The sequence below is a fragment of the Mycobacterium angelicum genome (assembly GCF_002086155.1).
GTDB classification, from domain to species: domain Bacteria; phylum Actinomycetota; class Actinomycetes; order Mycobacteriales; family Mycobacteriaceae; genus Mycobacterium; species Mycobacterium angelicum.
Map to the genome: position 1 here is coordinate 41,531 of NZ_MVHE01000021.1, position 17,977 is coordinate 59,507.

The window sequence follows — 17,977 nt, forward strand, 5'->3', positions numbered from 1 at the left end:
ACCAAGCTAACAACCGGTCGGTTGGTTCACCAGGTTTGCCAGCGGCTGTCCGTCGCGCAGCCGGCGGCAATTGTCGACGGCCTGGGTGAGATACCGCCGCATGGTGTCGGCGGTGTACCAGGTGACATGCGGCGACAGCACCACGTTGTCCAGGCGCAACAGCGGGTTGCCCGGCGCGATCGGCTCGATCTCGAAGACATCGAGTCCCGCGGCGGCCAGCCGCCCGCCGCTCAACGCGTCGACGAGCGCCTGCTCGTCGACAACCGCACCGCGAGAGGTGTTGACCAGTACCGCATCCGGTTTCATCCGCGCCACCGCCGCCCGGTCCAGCAAATGGTGGGTATCCGGCGTCAGCGGCAGGTGCAGCGAAATGATGTCGCAGGCGGCGAGCAATTCGGGCAACGGACGCCAGCCGGGCCGCCCGTCGTCGCCGGTGCTGGTGTGCAGCACGGTGGCTCCCATCGCGGCGACGATCTCGCCGACGCGTTTGGCGATGCTGCCGTAGCCGACCAGGCCGACCGTGCAGCCGCCGATATCGCGCACCTTCTCGCCCAGTTCCGGGTCCGACGGCCAGCCGCGGCCATGGCGGACCGCGCGGTCGAGTGCGGTCAGCCGGCGCAACGCGGCCAGCATCAGCAGCACCGTGCCCTCGGCCACCGAAGGCGCATTGGCACCGGGCATGTTGGCGACGCCGATGCCGCAGTCGGTGGCCGTATCCACGTCGATGGTGTTCACCCCGGCGCCAAGTTTGTGCACCAGCCGCAACCGTCGGCCGCGCCGCAGGTCGTCGCCCGACAATGGCCGTAGCACATGCCAGATCACCTCGGCGTCGGGCAACTCCCGGTAGAACGCGGTGTCGTCACTGTCCGCGCACCACCGTATGTCAAGCCAATCCGCTTCGGCGGCAAGGAAATCGAGCACTTTGGCGCCCGGGACGAAGTGAGCCAGAACTGTTACGGCCACCGCTGGGTGATCCACTCGGTGATGATGTCGGCCTGCTCGTCACGGGCACCCGGGGTCGTGAAGTAGTGGTCGGTGTCGATGGCGGCCCGCTGTTTGTCGGGACCGGCCAGCGCGTCGTAGATGCGCTGCGCATCCGACGGGAAGACGCCAGTGTCTGCCTCTGCGTTGATCACCAGCGCGGGGCAGTCGATGCGCGCCAGGTGCGGCTCGGCCCGGGTCTTGGCCACCCGCAGGCTCCACATGCCCAGCCAGTTGCGCAGGGTGGTGGCCGCGGCGATGCCGTATGCCGAACGGTTCGCCTTGACCGGCGTACCCGCATAGCACTGGTTGGGCGCGCGCTTGGTCGGCTCGATGCTGGGGTCGACCATGCGTGGGTCGGCCCAGGTGCGCAGCACGGTGAACGGCCGGTCTGAAAAACCGGCGGCGCGAACGCGTTTCAGTTCTTGCTCGGCCCAGTCGGTGATGGCGTGGTTGCGCGCGACCTGCGCGGCACGGTAACGGCTGACGAACTCCGGCGAGTACGGCGGTCCGTTCTTCTCGTTGAACAGGTCGAGTTCGGGATCGGTTGCGACGGGATCGTTTTCGTCGACGACGGCGCCGTCCATCCAGGCGGTCAGCACGTCGGGGCGCCCCGGATGGGCCGCGGTCGCGACGTAGCCGTCGCCGGCCAGCGGGTCGGCGGCCTGCGACTGGTAAGCCGCCATCAGCGAGCCACCGCCGGAATTGCCCAGCAGCAGCACCGTTTCCACGCCCTGCGTCTCACGTAGCCAGCGCACCCCGACCCCGATGTCAATCAATGCGTGATCGAGCACAAAGCTGCTCTCGAAACCGCGGAACCTGGTGTTCCAGCCCAGAAATCCGATGCCCCGGGCGGCCATGTGCTCGGCGAGGTAGTGCTCGGAGAAGTCGATCTGGTAGTGCGTGGCGATCATCGCCACCTTCGGTTTACTTCCGGAGACGCGGTGATACAGCCCCTGGCAGGGGTGCCCGCCGGCTCCCGCGCGCGGCGCCGTCGGCGACGGCAGCCCGACGAATTCCCGGCTGAGATCAGTCAATTCGAGCGATCCTCCTCGCTGTAGATGGCGCGATAGTAGATGTTGGCCAGGGTCTGGATGCAGGCCTGGTCGTCGGGTTCGCCGGAGCCGCTGAGCTGGACGTAGCAGAACTGGTTGAACATCGCCACGATGGCTTCGGCGAGCAACTGCGGATCGTCACCGGGGCAATACCCCTGCGCCTGCGCGCGCCGAACCGTATCGGCGATGAAAGTAATTGGGATGGCGCACATCTCGGCCCAGTACTGGGCGAAGTCCTCGTTGACCATAGCCAGCTGCGACACGCTGATCACCTCCGCCAGGCGATGCCGGTAGGTGTGCCAATGTGCCGCCGCCGCCTGGTACGCGCGCTCGCGGTTGGACAGGCCGTGGTGGGTGACCGAAAGCGCCCGCTGGTTGGCCTCGTCGCGAAAGCGCCGCGCCCATTGCCGGACCATCGCTTCTTTGGAGTCGTAGTAGTTGTAGAACGACGCCGCCGAGCGGCCCGCTTCGGCGGCGATATCGGCGATGGTGGTGGCCAGGATTCCCTTGCGCGCGATGACCGTTCGCGCGGCCGCGTCGATCGCCGCCTGGGTCCGCCGACCGCGGTGCGTCGGGAACTCGGGTGCGGTCGACACTGGCACTTCCTCCCTGGAACAAAACTGAATCTGATGTTAGATTCAGATTTAGATTCTGGCCAGTGCCGCCCGGGTCGATGGGAGCCACGAAATGACTGAAATGATCAAGCCGCACAACACCAACACCGAGTTCGAGCTCGGCGGAATCAACCATGTCGCGCTGGTGTGTTCGGACATGGCGCGCACCGTGCATTTCTATCGCGACATCCTGGGCATGCCGCTCGTCAAATCGCTCGATCTGCCCGGCGGGCAGGGACAGCACTTCTTCTTCGATGCCGGCAACGGCGACTGCGTCGCCTTCTTCTGGTTCGCCGACGCCCCCGATCGGGTGCCGGGCGTCTCGTCGCCGGACGCCATCCCCGGCATCGGGGACATCACCAGTGCGGTGAGCACCATGAACCACTTGGCATTTCATGTGCCGGCCGAGAAATTCGATGCTTACCGGCAGCGGCTCAAGGACAAGGGCGTGCGGGTGGGGCCGGTGCTCAACCACGACGAGAGCGAGATGCAGGTATCGAAGACGGTGCATCCCGGCGTGTATGTGCGTTCCTTCTACTTCCAGGATCCTGACGGCGTCACCCTGGAATTCGCTTGCTGGGTAAAGGAATTCACCGGCGCGGACACGCCGGCGGTGCCCAAGACCGCGGCCGACCGGCGGCCCGCGATGGCTGCCGGCCACTAGCACCCCAGACGTCAGTGACCGAAGGTATTTTGAGTGACGCGCAGATCGCTACGCTCACCGCGGCGCAGCGCCGCGAGCTGATCGCCCGGCTTGCGCTGCCTTTGCACGAAGTGGAGGACCCGCAGGTCCTGGCCCGTGAGCGGCGCATCAGGCTGGGCCTGATCGTGAGCGGCTGCATCATCCTGATTCCATGGATCGGCTACCTCGCGATGACGCTGCCGCAGAAGTATGTCGCCCACAACTGGCCGGTGACCTGGGTGGGCTTCGATCTGCTGCTTGTCTTCTTCATGGCGTCGACGGCCTATTTCGGGTATCGGCGACGCCGGCTGCTGCTGCTCAGCGCGTTCACCACCGGCGTGCTGCTGGTCTGCGACGCGTGGTTCGACCTGCTCACCGCCGGACCCGAAGACGCCTGGTTGTCGGTGATCACGGCGATGCTCATCGAGATTCCCATGGCCTGGCTGCTGATCAGGGGTGCTCTTCGGCTATTGCGACTCAGCATGGCGCGGCTGTTGGTCGACCCCGACACGCGGCTGTGGCGGATCCCGCTGTTCTATGACTACAGCCGCTGAATCGCGATGCGGGCGTTGATGTGCCAGATCGACCCGTTGCCGTTGACCTGCAAGTAAATGTCCTTCACCTGATCGCCCACCTGGTGTTCGACGACCAGTTTGGTTTCGGTGTCCACCTTCAGGAACGTCTCCATCAGGCTGGGAATGACGTCGGCGTTGCTGCCGGTGCCGACCGACAGTGCCTTCGAATTGCTGGAGTTGATCAGGTGGAGGGTGGGTTTGGCGTTCGGCGGCGTGGCGTCTTCGAGACGCCGTAGCCGGGCGTAGCCGGCGGCCGGGGTGGGATTCATCGGGATGGTGGTCAGGTTCGCCGAGTCGTAGTAGTTGACGATTGAGCTGGCCGTGATGTGATAGCGACCCGGCTGCAGGGTCACGACGCCGGTCTTGTCGTCCAGGCTGATGCTCTGGCCTTCCTGGACTTCCCGGGTGTTGAACACGCGGGTGTTCCAGCCGGGCACCACCGGCTTGTTGGTCAGTGCGTATTCGGCGTAAACCGCGTATTCGGCCGTCGGCGTGGCCGGATGGCGGTCGCAGCCGGCGACGGTGGCGGCGGTTGCGATCAGCGCTAGCGCGGAAGCGGCCAATGTGAGGGCGCGAGTCCTGGTCATGACTCCAGGCTGGCAGCCCTAGCGTTGCTTCGAATCGGTGAAGTCACCAGTGCGGTACAGGCTTGGTTCGGTCAGTTCGACAAGCAGCGATGCCAGGTGGTCGGCGAGCTGTACGGGCTCTAGTTGCACATCGCCGGCCAACCAGGCGCTCAGGGTCTGGCTGACGCCGCCGACGGCGAAGTGGGCCGCGGCTTTAACGCGCTCGTTTGCCGGTGCCCGCAGCGTGTCGACCGCATACTGGCCGGAGAGCACGGCGAACAGGGCGCTGGACTCGGCCCGCTTGCGCATCACCACCGCATTGGCCAGCTGTGTGCTGAACAGCAGCCGCCCGATGCGCGCGTCACCGGCAACGGTGCGCACCACGTTGGCCATCCCGGCGCGGGCCTGCTCGTCAGGCGGTACCGCCGCCACCGCGGCCTGGGTGGTGGCGGCCAGGTCGGCCACCACCCAATCGAACACGCCGGCCACGAATCCGTCCTTGTCGGTGAAACTTTCGTAGAAGTAGCGCGACGCCAGCCCGGCCCGTTGGCACACCCCGCGAACGGTGAGTTCGGATAGGTCTGGTTGCTGCGACCCCAACAGGTCCAGCCCGGCGGCCAGCAGCCGGCGGCGGCGCCCGGCCAGCCGCTCGGCGGCCTCGACACCGCGGTACGGCCGCATGCCGCGGCTCACGCCCGCCACCTTGACACCAGGGTAGGTTACCGCCAAAATCAGGAAACAAGCGTTCTCACAATTAGCTCTCGACCTCTGGAGCGAGTGCTGGGAGGCCAGCCGATGGCAATTCAACAGACGGTTCGCCCGCCGCTTCCGCATGTCGAGCGACCGATCTCCGACCCGCCACGCCCGCAGCGGTCGCGGCGCCGTGTCGCCAGTGACTACGGCCTGATGGGAGTGGCTCTGCTGGCCGGTCCGGCCAACGTGATCATGGAGCTGTCGCGGCCCGGCGTGGGCCACGGCGTGACCGAGAGCCGCGTCGAAAGCGGCCGCATCGACCGTCATCCGATCAAGCGGGCGCGCACCACTTTCACCTATATCGCGGTGGCCAACGCCGGCACCGACGCCCAGAAGGCGGCGTTTCGCCGCGCCGTCAACCGCGCACACGCGCAGGTCTACTCCACACCCGATAGTCCGGTGTCCTACAACGCTTTTGATCCCGAACTGCAGTTGTGGGTCGCGGCCTGCATCTACAAGGGTGGCGTCGACATCTACCGAACGTTCGTCGGCGAGATACCCGAGGAGGACGCCGACCGCCTCTATCGCGAGGGCATGTCGATCGGCACCACGCTGCAGGTGCCGCCGGAGCTGTGGCCACCGGACCGCGCCGCCTTCGACCGGTACTGGCAGGAGTCGCTGGACAAGGTGCACATCGACGACACCGTCCGCGAATTCCTTTATCCGATCGCGGTTTCCCGGATAAGGGGAGTGCGCTTGCCGCGCGCCATCCAGCAGCGGATGGAGAGCTTCAACCTGCTCATCACCACCGGCTTTCTGCCGCAACGGTTTCGCGACGAGATGGGGTTGTCATGGGACGCCACCCGGCAACGCCGCTTTGACCGGTTGATGAGCGTGTTCGGCGCGGTGAACCGGAAGCTGCCGCGGATGCTGCGGCAGTTCCCGTTCAACCTGATGCTGTGGGATCTGGATCGCCGGATCAAGACGGGCCGTCCACTGGTGTAGCAACGTCGCCGTCGGGCCAGTATTGAAAACGATTATCAAATTCAGTAACCTCCGAAACCGGTGCTGTCCGGCGGAGGGGTTTTCGTATGGCCACGGTGTGGATGGGGTCGCCGCCTGAGGTCCATTCGGCCTTGTTGAGCAGCGGCCCGGGGCCCGGATCGGTGTTGGCCGCCGCAGCGGCCTGGTCCGCGCTGAGCGGCGAATACGCCGCTGTCGCAGACGAACTCATGACACTGCTGGCGGCGGTCCAGGGCGGAGCCTGGGAGGGGCCCACGGCCGATAAGTATGTCGCCGCTCATGCGCCCTACCTGGCCTGGCTGATGCAGACGAGTGGGATGGCCACGGATATGGCCGGTCGGCAGGAAAGCGTCGCCGCTGCCTATACGACCGCGCTGGCGACCATGCCGACGCTGGTCGAGCTGGCCGCCAATCACACCATCCACGGAGCGCTGGTCGCGACGAACTTCTTCGGGATAAACACCATCCCGATCGCCCTCAACGAGGCCGACTACGTGCGGATGTGGATTCAGGCGGCTACCACGATGTCGACGTATCAAGCGGTTGCCGAGGCGGCGGTGGCCTCAGCGCCGCCGACCGCCGTCGCGCCTGCGATCGTGAATTCCGACGCCCCGGCCGACGACCACGACGGCCACGATCACGGGGGTAACGCCACCCCGCTGGACGACGTGCTCGCGGATATCCTGCGTGTCCTCACCGGCGGTCGGGTGATCTGGGACCCCGCCGAGGGCACCGTCAACGGCATCCCGTACGACGCGTACACCAACCCGGGTGAGGCGATCTGGTGGGTGGTCCGGGCCTTGGAGCTCACTCAGGATTTCCAGGAGTTCGCCCGGTTGCTGGTGACGAATCCGGTTGAGGCCATTCAGTTCCTGGTGGAACTCGAGCTGTTCGATTGGCCGACCCACATCGCCGAGATCGCCACCTGGCTGAGTCAGTCCCCGCAGTTGCTGGCCGTCGCCCTTGGTGGTGCCATTGCCAACGTGGGTGCGGTGGCCGGCTTCGCAGGTCTGTCCGGCCTGGCCGGCATCCACCCCGTGGTCCCGGCCGCCGTGCCCCCGGCTGCCCCCGCACCGCCCATGCTTCCGGTTGCCGGGATGGCTCCCACGGTGTCGGTCGCGACTTCGGTGCCGGCTGCGCCGTCGGCGCCCGCACCGGCGCCGAGCACGGTGGCCGCCCCGGGGCCCGCGCCGCCGGCACCCCCGGCGCCCGCCGGTTTCAGCTTCCCTTTTCTGGTCGGCGGCGGTCCTGGTATCGGTTTCGGCTCGGGTATGAGTGCGGCCGCCAGCGCGAGCGCGAAAAGGAAAGCGCCAGAACCCGATTCCGCAGCTGTCGCTGCCGCGGCGGCCGCGCGCGACCAGGCCCGGGCGCGCCGGCGACGGCGGCTCGTGGGGCGCGACTACGCCGACGAGTACCTCGACATGGATGTTGATTCCGGCCTGCCCCCCGACGACGTGTGGGCTTCGGATCGGGGCGCCGGCCCAGTGGGATTCGCCGGGACGGTGCACCATGCCACGGCGGCGCCGGCGGCGGGTTTGACGGCAGTGGCAGATGAATTCGGTGCCGGCCCCCGGTTGCCGATGGTTCCGGGCACCTGGGATCCCGACCCGGCCCCGCCGCGCGGCTAGCTGGGTAGGGTTGATGGGTGCGTCGTGAAGGGGACACCTGGGACATCACCACGAGCGTCGGATCGACCGCCCTGTTTGTGGCGGCGGCGCGAGCGCTGGAGGCGCAGAAGCCCGACCCATTAGCGGTCGATCCCTACGCGGACGTGTTCTGCCGGGCAGTGGGCGGATCCTGGGCCGACGTGGTGGACGGCAAAGCGCCGGACCACGCCCTGAAGACCGGCGACTTCGGCAAGTTCTTCGTCACCTTCCAGGGCGCCCGCACCAGATACTTCGACGCCTACTTCCGCAGGGCCGCCGACGCCGGCGCGCGTCAGGTGGTCATCTTGGCCGCGGGCCTGGACTCGCGCGCCTACCGGCTTCCGTGGCCGGACGGGACGACGGTTTTCGAGCTGGATCGTCCGCAAGTCCTCGATTTCAAACGCCAGGTACTCGAACAGCACGGCGTCAAACCTCGTGCCGAGCGTCGTGAGATCGCCGTTGATCTCCGCGAAGATTGGCCACAAGCATTGCAGGACAGCGGTTTTGACCCCAACAGCGCCTCGGCGTGGATCGCTGAGGGACTGCTGATCTATCTGCCGGCCGCTACCCAGGAGCAGCTGTTCGTCGGCATCGACCGACTGGCCAGCCCCGGCAGTCACGCCGCGGTAGAGGATGGCGCCCCGCTGCCCGACCACGAATTCCAGGCCGCGGTCGAAGAAGAACGCGCCGCGACCGCCGCTGGGGACGGGCGCCAGTTCTTTCAGCTGGTTTACAACGAGCAGTGCGCACCGGCCACCGAATGGTTCACCGAGCGTGGCTGGACGGCGCTGGGTACGCCATTGAACGATTATCTGCGCGAGCTCGACCGGCCGGTACCCGGTCCCGACTCCGAGGCCGCGTCGATGTTTGCGCGCAACACGCTGGTGAGCGCCACAAAACCGTGAATCCGCGTTGAGTTCGGCATGAATTTGACGTGTGCGGGGAACTTTCCCGGACGCAGCTCCGACGACTCCTAACGGGTGCGTCGTTTGTTGAGCTCATCCCGGCACGTCCCGGCAAGGAGGCCTCGGGTATGGCGATCTGGATGGCGATACCCCCCGAGGTCCATTCGGCCCAGTTGAGCAGCGGGCCCGGCCCCGCTGGCATGTTGGCCGCGGCCGACGCGTGGCGGTTGCTGAGTGCGGAGTATGCGGCCGTGGCCGACGAATTGCGCGGCATCCTGGCGGCCGTGCAGGCCGGGGCCTGGCAGGGGCCCACCGCAGCGCGGTATGTGGCCGCCCACCTGCCCTACCTGGCTTGGCTGACCCGTGCCACCGCCAACAGCGCGGGCGCCGCCGCCCGGCACGACACCGCGGCAGCGGCTTATGCGACGGCGCTGGCCGCGATGCCGACCCTGGCCGAACTGGCGGTCAACCATGCGATGCATGCGGTCCTGGTCGCCACCAACTTCTTCGGTGTCAACACCATCCCGATCGCGCTGAACGAGGCCGACTACGTGCGCATGTGGGTTCAGGCGGCCACCACGATGACCACCTATCACGCCGTCTCGGCCGCCGCGGTGGACGCTGCGCCGCAGACCGACCCGGCGCCGCCGATCCAGACGGCGCATGCCGACCAGACCGACGGCACCGACCACACCGACACCGGCGGCGACAACGGCGGAATCGTCGACAACGACGGCGGTGACCCGACCCAGCTGAGTTGGTACGTGAATCGGGTCACCGAGGTGTACCAGACCCTGGCCCAAGACCTGGCGAACTTCCCGCAGGATCCGGCCGGCTCCATCGCGCAGATCGAGGCCCACATTCCGCTGCTGGTGGCCGACGAGGTCGGGCACCTGGGCGAGGTGATCAACACGTTCACGCCGGAGTTACAGGCACTGGCACTCGCCCTGCCCGCTGCCAACCTCGGCTTTTTCGGCGGCGCGGCGGGGCTGAGCGGACTGGCCGGAATCCAGCCCGGTGCGCTCCCCGCGGCGGCCGTGGGGGCGCCCGCCGTCCCCGAGCCCGCGTTGCACGCCGTGGCGAATGCGCCGGTCGTCAGTGCCACGGTCGCGCCGGCCGGGGCCCCGGCCCCAGCGCCGGCTCCGGCGGGTGCGCCCGCCACCGTTCCCGCGGCCGGGGCCCCGCCACCGCCGGCCGCGGGCGTCGCGGCCGCTCCCTTTCCCTACCTAGTGGGTGGGCCCGGCGTCGGTAGCGGCTCGGCGATGAGCGCCGGCGCCGCCCGCAAGGCGCCGGAACCCGATCTGGTGGCGACGCCGGCAGCGGCGGCGGCGTCGGCCCATGCCGAAGACCGGGCGCGACGGCGCCGCCGAGCGGCGATGCCGGATCGCGGGTACCGGCATGAGTTTCTGGGTGCCGACGGCTCGGCGCCGCTGCCCGTGGTGGTGCTGGCAGCCGGCCCTGGCGCGGGGGTACTAGGCTTTGCCGGCACGTCGGCGTCCGGCGCTGCCGCCGACGCAGCGGGGCTTGCCGCTGTGGCCGGTGACGGGTTCGGCGGCGGCCCGGTTAGTCCCATGCTGCCGGGAACCTTTGATAATGAAAATCATATTCAGTAAGCTTCGGTATCCGGATAACACCCAAGGTCAGAGATGGCTGGCAGGGAATCCAGAAGGGGAATGGTGTGGGGCATCGCAGGATCTCGGCCGCCTCGACAGTTAGCTTAGGGAATGCTAACTTCGGGAGGCTTACTTCGGGCGGCATCGGCCTATGACGAACTTGAGTGCAGGAGACAGCGAGGGCGTGGAACGCGGTGATATCGGCATGCTGGCTCATCCACTCGCATCCCGGACCAACGGCCCGGTAAATGGAAAGGTCGATTCGGACGTCGTCAGCCGGTTCGCCACCTGTTGCCGGGCCCTGGGGATCGCGGTTTACCAGCGTCAGCGCCCAGCCGACCTGACTGCCGCCCGGACCGGATTCACCGCGCTCACCCGCATCGCCCACGATCAGTGCGACGCGTGGACGGGGCGGGCCGCCGCCGGCGACCAGTCCGTCGCGGTCCTGGAAGCCGTCGCGCGCACCTCGGCCACTGCCGGATTGCTGCAGCGGCAGGTGGAATTGGCGCCCGGCGCATTGGGCTTTCACTACGACACCGGGCTTTACCTGCGATTCCGCGCCGCCGACGCCGACGACTTCACGCTCGCCTACGCCGCCGCACTGACGTCGACAGCAGACGTCGGCAACTATGCCAAGGCCAACGAGCTGATCAACGACATCGCCGCGCGCCGGCCGAGCTGGCGGGAGGCGCGCTGGCTGTCCGTCGTCGTCAACTACCGGGCCGAGCGCTGGTCGACGGTGGTCAAGCTGCTCACGCCGATCGTCAACGATCCCGGTCTCGACGAGGCGTTTGCGCACGCCGCCAAAATCACCCTGGGCACCGCGCTGGCCCGGCTGGGTATGTTCGCGCCGGCGCTGTCCTATCTCGAGGAACCCGACGGTCCGGTCGCCGTTGCGGCGGTTGACGGCGCGCTGGCCAAGGCGCTGGTGTTGCGTGCCCACGTCGACGAGGAGTCGGCGGCCGAAGTGCTGCAGGACCTGTATGCGGCCCATCCGGAGAACGAACAGGTCGAGCAGGCCCTCTCCGACACCAGCTTCGGCATCGTGACCACCACGGCCGGGCGGATCGAGGCCCGCACCGATCCGTGGGATGTCGCCACCGAGCCCAGCGCGGACGACTTCATCGACCCCGCGGCACACGAACGCAAGTCCGCGCTGCTGCACGAGGCCGAGCGTCAGCTCGCCGAATTCATCGGTCTGGACGAGGTCAAGAACCAGGTGTCGCGGCTGAAGAGCTCGGTGGCCATGGAGCTGGTGCGCAAGCAGCGCGGACTGGCGGTCGCCCAGCGCACCCACCACCTGATCTTCGCCGGCCCGCCCGGAACCGGTAAGACGACGATCGCCCGCGTCGTCGCCAAGATCTATTGTGGCCTAGGGCTTTTGAAGCGGGAGAACATTCGCGAGGTGCACCGCGCCGACCTGATCGGCCAGCACATCGGCGAGACCGAGGCCAAGACCAACGCCATCATCGACAGCGCACTGGACGGCGTGCTGTTCCTCGACGAGGCCTACGCCCTGGTGGCCACCGGCGCCAAGAACGACTTCGGCTTGGTGGCCATCGACACGCTGCTGGCGCGGATGGAAAACGACCGCGACCGGCTGGTGGTGATCATCGCGGGCTATCGCGCCGATCTGGACAAGTTCCTGGACACCAACGAGGGTTTGCGGTCGCGGTTCACCCGCAGCATCGACTTCCCGTCGTACATGTCGCATGAGCTGGTGGAGATCGCGCACAAGATGGCCGAGCAGCGCGACAGCCTCTTCGAAGAGTCGGCGCTACAGGATCTGGAGGTGTTGTTCGCCAAGCTGGCCTCGGCGACGACACCGGACGCCAACGGAATCTCGCGGCGCAGCCTGGACATCGCCGGCAACGGCCGGTTCGTGCGCAACATCGTCGAGCGCTCCGAAGAGGAACGTGAATTCCGGCTCGACCATTCAGAACACGCCGGAACCGGCGAATTCAGCGACGAGGAACTGATGACGATCACCGCCGCCGACGTGGGCAAATCGGTAGAGCCGCTGCTGCGCGGTCTCGGGCTCTCGGTGCCGGCATGACCAACAATGAGCCTATCGACGAGCGGCGTTCATTCGCGTCCCGGACACCGGCCAACGACAATCCCGACAAGGTGGTGTACCGCCGCGGCTTCGTCACCCGCCACCAGGTGACCGGTTGGCGGTTCGTGATGCGCCGCATCGCTTCCGGTATCGCGCTGCACGACACCCGGATGCTCGTCGACCCGTTGCGGACCCAGTCCCGTGCGATTCTGATGGGCGCGCTGCTGCTGGCCACCGGATTGGTTGGCTGCTTTGTGTTTTCACTGATCCGGCCCAACGGGCAGGCCGGTACCAACCCGGTGCTGGCCGATCGCTCGACCGCCGCTTTGTATGTGCGTGTCGGCGACGAGCTGCACCCGGTGCTCAACCTGACCTCGGCCCGGCTCATCGCCGGCAAACCGGTCAACCCGACGACGGTGAAAAGCGCTGAGCTGGACCGGTTTGCGCGCGGGAACCTGATCGGTATCCCGGGCGCGCCGGAGCGCATGGTGCAAAGCACCTCGCACGACGCGGACTGGACGGTGTGCGATGCGGTCAGCGGCGCCGGTGGGCGCGCCGCGAGCACCGGGGTCACGGTGGTTGCCGGCGCGCCCGACAGCACCGGCCCGCGGGCCGCCACACTCGGCGCCGGACAAGCGATCCTGGCCGATAACGGCGGCGGCACCTGGTTGCTGTGGGACGGCAAACGCAGCCGCATCGACCTGGCTGACCACGCGGTGACGAGTGCTCTCGGGCTGGGCGCCGAGGCGCCGCGGCCCATCGCCCTCGGGCTGTTCAACGCGATACCCGAAGCGCCGGCCTTGACGTCTCCGGTGATCCCCAACGCCGGCACCCCGGCGAACTTCGCCGTGCCGGCGCCGATCGGGGCGGTGGTCACCGCCTACTCACTGGACAAGAACCCGTCCGACAGCTACTACGCGGTGGCACCCGACGGCCTGCAACCGATCTCGCCGGTGCTGGCCGCGATCCTGCGCAACACCAATTCCTATGGCCTGCAACAGCCGCCGCGCCTGGGCGCCGACGAAGTGGCCAAGTTGCCAGTGTCTCGGCTGCTGGACACCACGCGCTACCCCGCCCAGCAGGTCAGCCTCGTCGACGCGGCCCGCAGCCCGGTCGCCTGTGCCTCCTGGAGCAAGCCGGCCGGGGCGGCCACCAGCTCGTTGACCTTGTTGTCCGGCTCGGCGCTGCCGGTGCCCGAGGCGGTGCGCACCGTCGAGCTGGTCGGCGGCGTCGCTCCGGGTGTGGCCACCCGTGTCGCGCTGCCGCCGGGCGCAGGGTATTTCACCCAGACTGTCGGTGGCGGCGCGGCGGCACCGGCCACCGGGTCACTGTTCTGGGTCTCCGACACCGGCGTGCGATTCGGCATCGACACCGAGGGTGAGGCCGGGCGCAAAACCGTTGAGGCCCTTGGCCTGCAAGCGCCCGCACTCTCGATACCGTGGTCGGTACTTTCGTTGTTCGCACCCGGGCCGACGCTGTCGCGCACCGATGCGCTGCTCGCGCACGACGGCCTGCCACCCGACACCAAGCCCGGTCGCCCAGCGGCGGCAGAGGGGGAGCCCCGATGAGCCGACTGATCTTCGAGGCGCGCCGACGGCTGGCGCCGCCGAGCACCCGCAAGGGCACCATCGCCATCGAGGCGCCGCCCGAACTGCCCCGGGTGATCCCCCCGTCGCTGCTGCGCCGGGCGCTGCCGTACATGATCGGCATCCTGATCGTCGGCATGATCGTCGCGCTGGTCGCCACCGGGATGCGGGTGATCTCCCCGCAGACGCTGTTCTTCCCGTTCGTGCTGCTGTTGGCGGCCACCGCGCTTTACCGCGGCAACGACAACAAGATGCGCACCGAGGAGGTCGACGCCGAGCGCGCCGACTATCTGCGCTACCTGTCGGTCATCCGGGACAACATCCGGGCCGCGGCCGCAGAGCAGCGCGCCGCCGCGCAGTGGTCGCATCCCGAGCCGGCCGCGCTGGCAGCGGTCCCGGGCTCGCGCCGCCAGTGGGAGCGCGATCCGCACGACCCCGACTTTCTGGTGGTGCGCGCCGGCCGTGACTGCGCGCCGTTGGCGATCGCGTTGCGGGTCAACGACATCGCCGACGAGATCGACCTGGAACCGGTGTCGCACAGCGCATTACGCGGGTTGCTCGATACCCAGCGCACGGTGCGCGACGTGCCGACCGGTATCGACCTGACCAAGGTTTCGCGGATCAGCGTCACCGGGGACGGCACCGATGTGCGTGGCGCGTTGCGCGCGTGGATCGCCCAGGCGGTGACCTGGCACGACCCGACCGTGCTCGGCGTGGCGCTGGCCAGCCGTGATCTGGAAGGGTCCGACTGGTCCTGGCTGAAGTGGCTGCCGCACGTGGACATTCCCGGCCAGATCGACGGCGTCGGCCCGGCCCGCTACCTGTCCACCGATCCCGACGAGCTGGTCGTGCGGCTTGGGCCGGCACTCGTGGACCGCCCCGCCTTCACCGGTACCCGGGCAGATGCGTTGCGGCACTTGCTGATCGTCGTCGACGATCCCGACTACGACCTGGCAGCCTCGGCACTGGCGATGGGCCGCGCGGGAGTCACGGTGGTACACATCTGCGCCGCCCAGCCGCATCGCGAGCAGTACTCGGACCCGGAAAAGCCGATCCTGCGCGTGAGTGGCGGCGCCATCCAGCGCTGGCAGACCGGCGGCTGGGCTCCCTACATCGAGGCCGCCGACCACTTCGGTGCCGAGGAGGCCGCCCATCTGGCCCGGCGGCTGTCGCGCTGGGACTCCAACCCCACCCACGCCGGACTGCGCTCGGCGGCCACCCGCGGCGCGAGTTTCACGACGCTGCTGGGCATTTCGGATGCCTCGCAATTGGATGTGCCCGCGCTGTGGGCACCGCGCGGTCGCGACGAAGAGTTGCGTGTCCCGATCGGTGTCACCGCCACCGGCGAACCGCTGTTCTTCGATCTCAAGGACGAAGCCGAGGGCGGGATGGGCCCGCACGGCCTGATGATCGGTATGACCGGTTCGGGCAAGTCGCAGACCCTGATGTCGATCCTGTTGGCGCTGTTGACCACGCACTCCGCCGACCGGCTGATCGTCATCTACGCCGACTTCAAGGGTGAGGCCGGGGCCGATAGCTTCCGGCATTTCCCTCAGGTCGTCGCGGTGATCTCGAACATGGCCGAGAAGAAGTCGCTGGCCGACCGGTTCGCCGACACGCTGCGCGGTGAGGTGGCCCGGCGTGAGGTGCTGCTGCGCGAGGCGGGCCGCCGCGTGCAGGGCAGCGCGTTCAACTCGGTGACCGAATACGAGAACGCCATCGCTGCCGGGCATGAGTTGCCGCCGATCCCAACGCTTTTCGTGGTCGCCGACGAGTTCACCCTGATGCTGGCCGATCATCCGGAATACGCGGAGCTGTTCGACTACGTGGCCCGCAAGGGCCGCTCGTTCCGCATCCACATCTTGTTCGCGTCGCAGACGCTGGACGTCGGCAAGATCAAGGACATCGACAAGAACACCTCCTACCGGATCGGGTTGAAGGTGGCCAGCGCCAGCGTTTCTCGCCAGATCATCGGTGTGGAGGACGCCTACCACATCGAGGCCGGCAAGGAACACAAAGGCGTGGGCTTTTTGGTGCCGGCGCCCGGCGCGACGCCGATCAAGTTCCGCAGCACCTACGTCGACGGCATCTATGAACCGCCGCAGCAGGTGAAAGCTCTTGTGGTGCAGTCCATTCCGGAGCCCAAGCTGTTCAGTGCCGGTGCGGTGGAGGCCGATCCGGGCACCGTCATCTCCGGGGCGGATGAGGAAGCACCGCTGGGCCCGCCGCGCAAGCTGATCGCGACCATCGGCGAGCAATTGGCGAGCTATGGGCCACGTGCGCCGCAACTGTGGCTGCCGCCGCTGGACGAACCGATTCCGCTGACCTCGGTGCTGGCGCGGGCCGGCGTGCCGGGCGGACAGTGGCGCTGGCCGCTTGGTGAGATCGACAAGCCCTTCGAGATGCGGCGCGACCCGCTGGTGTTCGACGCGCGGTCCTCGGCCGGGAACATGGTGATCCACGGGGGTCCCAAGTCCGGCAAATCGACTGCACTGCAAGCCTTCATCCTGTCGGCCGCGGGCCTGCACTCGCCGCACGAGGTCAGCTTCTACTGCCTGGACTACGGCGGCGGGCAACTGCGCGCGCTGGAGAACCTGGCGCACGTCGGCAGTGTGGCCTCGGCGCTGGAACCCGAACGCATCCGGCGCACCTTCGGCGAGCTGGAGCAGTTGCTGCTGTCCCGGCAGCGCCGGGAAGCATTCCGCGACCGGTCCGCGAACGGCAATGGCAGCGGCTCTGGGAACGGCTCCGGTCCCGGCGATGACGGTTTCGGTGAAGTGTTTTTGGTGATCGACAACCTGTACGCTTTCGGCCGCGACAACACCGACCAGTTCAATACGCGTAACCCGTTGCTGGCCAAGGTAACCGAGCTGGTCAACGTCGGCCTGGCATACGGCATCCACGTGGTCATCACCACCCCCAGCTGGCTGGAGGTGCCGCTGGCTATGCGCGACGGGCTCGGGTTGCGCCTCGAGCTCAGGCTGCACGACGCCCGCGACAGCAACGTGCGGGTCGTCGGCGCGCTGCGCCGCCCGGCCGAGGCCGTCCCGCACGACCAGCCGGGTCGCGGATTGACCATGGCCGCAGAGCATTTCCTGTTCGCGGCTCCCGAGCTGAACCAAATCGCCGCGATCAACGCCCGCTATCCCGGTCTGACCGCACCGCCGGTGCGACTGCTGCCTACCAACCTGGCAACCGAAGAGCTGGGCAGGCTGTATCGCGGCCCGGGCCAGGTGGTCATCGGACAGCGCGAGGAAGACCTGGCGCCGGTGGTGCTCGACTTCGCCGAGAACCCGTTGCTGATGGTGTTCGGGGACAGCAAGTCAGGAAAGACCACGCTGCTGCGCCACCTCATCCGCACGATCCGCGAACACTCCACCGCAGACGAGGTGGCATTCACGGTGTTCGATCGCCGGCTGCACCTGGTCGACGAGCCGTTGTTCCCCGACAACGAGTACACCGCGAACATCGACCGGATCATCCCGGCGATGATCGGCCTGTCCAACCTCATCGAGTCGCGGCGCCCGCCCGCGGGCTTGTCGGCGGCCGAGCTGGCGCGTTGGTCCTATGACGGCCACACCCACTACCTGATCATCGACGACGTCGACCAGATCCCGGACGCCGCGGCGATGAGCGGGCCGTACGTCGGGCAACGACCGTGGACTCCGCTGCTGGGACTGCTTTCCCAGGCCGCCGATTTGGGCTTGCGGGTGATCGTGACGGCACGTGCGTCCGGCTCGGCGCACGGGCTGATGACGAACCCGTTGCTGCGGCGCTTCAACGACCTACAGGCGACGACGCTGATGCTGGCCGGCAATCCGGCCGATAGCGGCAAGATCCGCGGCCAGCGGTTCGGCCGGCTGCCCGCGGGCCGGGCGATGTTGTTGGGTGACAGCGACAGTCCCACGTACGTGCAGTTGGTCAACCCGTTGGTCGGTGCGGCCGCGATATCTGGTGAAACGCAACAGGAGGGAAGTTAGTC

14 protein-coding genes are annotated in these 17,977 nt (G+C 67.8%); 9 read left to right on the top strand and 5 right to left on the bottom strand.

Annotation, left to right across the window (positions count from 1 at the left end):
• Positions 1 to 6: 6 nt before the first annotated feature.
• Genes BST12_RS14760 through BST12_RS14770 form a run of 3 tightly spaced genes read right to left on the bottom strand, consistent with a single transcriptional unit; the run spans position 7 to position 2,632 of the window.
• Positions 7 to 963: an NAD(P)-dependent oxidoreductase gene (locus BST12_RS14760; protein ID WP_139801695.1), complete on the bottom strand. Its 957-nt coding sequence runs from the start codon at positions 961 to 963 to the stop codon at positions 7 to 9.
• On the bottom strand, positions 954 to 2,018 hold the full coding sequence (locus BST12_RS14765) for an alpha/beta hydrolase (protein WP_083113870.1): 1,065 nt from the start codon (positions 2,016 to 2,018) through the stop codon (positions 954 to 956). Before BST12_RS14765 ends, BST12_RS14760 begins: the two co-directional genes overlap by 10 nt.
• Entirely contained in the window at positions 2,015 to 2,632 is a 618-nt protein-coding gene (locus BST12_RS14770; protein ID WP_139801692.1) for a TetR/AcrR family transcriptional regulator, read from the bottom strand. The genes BST12_RS14765 and BST12_RS14770 overlap by 4 nt, the downstream gene beginning before the upstream one ends.
• Before the next feature lie 100 nt (positions 2,633 to 2,732).
• On the opposite strand from BST12_RS14770, the gene BST12_RS14775 reads away from it, so the two are divergent.
• Together BST12_RS14775 and BST12_RS14780 are read left to right on the top strand one after the other, a co-directional pair.
• Positions 2,733 to 3,314 (top strand): VOC family protein, encoded by a 582-nt coding sequence (locus tag BST12_RS14775; protein ID WP_083113872.1) that lies wholly within the window; start codon positions 2,733 to 2,735, stop codon positions 3,312 to 3,314.
• A gap of 14 nt (positions 3,315 to 3,328) precedes the next feature.
• Entirely contained in the window at positions 3,329 to 3,886 is a 558-nt protein-coding gene (locus BST12_RS14780; RefSeq protein ID WP_083113873.1) for a hypothetical protein, read from the top strand.
• Here the strand turns inward: BST12_RS14780 and BST12_RS14785 are convergent.
• Together BST12_RS14785 and BST12_RS14790 are read right to left on the bottom strand one after the other, a co-directional pair.
• Positions 3,874 to 4,494 carry a hypothetical protein gene (locus BST12_RS14785; protein WP_083113874.1) on the bottom strand — a complete coding sequence of 207 codons (621 nt, stop codon included), beginning with the start codon at positions 4,492 to 4,494 and terminating at the stop codon, positions 3,874 to 3,876. The two genes, BST12_RS14780 and BST12_RS14785, sit on opposite strands and share 13 nt — an antisense overlap.
• Positions 4,495 to 4,512: 18 nt before the next feature.
• On the bottom strand, positions 4,513 to 5,166 hold the full coding sequence (locus BST12_RS14790; protein WP_245850309.1) for a TetR/AcrR family transcriptional regulator: 654 nt from the start codon (positions 5,164 to 5,166) through the stop codon (positions 4,513 to 4,515).
• A gap of 102 nt (positions 5,167 to 5,268) precedes the next feature.
• On the opposite strand from BST12_RS14790, the gene BST12_RS14795 reads away from it, so the two are divergent.
• The 7 genes from BST12_RS14795 to eccCa all read left to right on the top strand — a co-directional run bounded on the left by BST12_RS14795 (position 5,269) and on the right by eccCa (position 17,975).
• On the top strand, positions 5,269 to 6,171 hold the full coding sequence (locus BST12_RS14795) for an oxygenase MpaB family protein (protein ID WP_083113875.1): 903 nt from the start codon (positions 5,269 to 5,271) through the stop codon (positions 6,169 to 6,171).
• 86 nt (positions 6,172 to 6,257) lie between these two features.
• Positions 6,258 to 7,817, top strand: coding sequence for a PPE family protein (locus tag BST12_RS14800; RefSeq protein WP_083113876.1), 1,560 nt, complete (start codon positions 6,258 to 6,260; stop codon positions 7,815 to 7,817).
• A gap of 17 nt (positions 7,818 to 7,834) precedes the next feature.
• On the top strand, positions 7,835 to 8,740 hold the full coding sequence (locus BST12_RS14805) for a class I SAM-dependent methyltransferase (protein ID WP_083113877.1): 906 nt from the start codon (positions 7,835 to 7,837) through the stop codon (positions 8,738 to 8,740).
• 128 nt (positions 8,741 to 8,868) lie between these two features.
• Positions 8,869 to 10,353 (top strand): PPE family protein, encoded by a 1,485-nt coding sequence (locus BST12_RS14810; protein ID WP_083113878.1) that lies wholly within the window; start codon positions 8,869 to 8,871, stop codon positions 10,351 to 10,353.
• Positions 10,354 to 10,537: 184 nt separating this feature from the next.
• Entirely contained in the window at positions 10,538 to 12,409 is a 1,872-nt protein-coding gene (eccA, locus tag BST12_RS14815) for a type VII secretion AAA-ATPase EccA (protein ID WP_083113901.1), read from the top strand.
• On the top strand, positions 12,406 to 13,977 hold the full coding sequence (eccB, locus tag BST12_RS14820) for a type VII secretion protein EccB (RefSeq protein WP_083113879.1): 1,572 nt from the start codon (positions 12,406 to 12,408) through the stop codon (positions 13,975 to 13,977). The genes eccA and eccB overlap by 4 nt, the downstream gene beginning before the upstream one ends.
• Positions 13,974 to 17,975 (top strand): type VII secretion protein EccCa, encoded by a 4,002-nt coding sequence (gene eccCa, locus BST12_RS14825; RefSeq protein WP_083113880.1) that lies wholly within the window; start codon positions 13,974 to 13,976, stop codon positions 17,973 to 17,975. The genes eccB and eccCa overlap by 4 nt, the downstream gene beginning before the upstream one ends.
• Positions 17,976 to 17,977 lie beyond the last annotated feature (2 nt).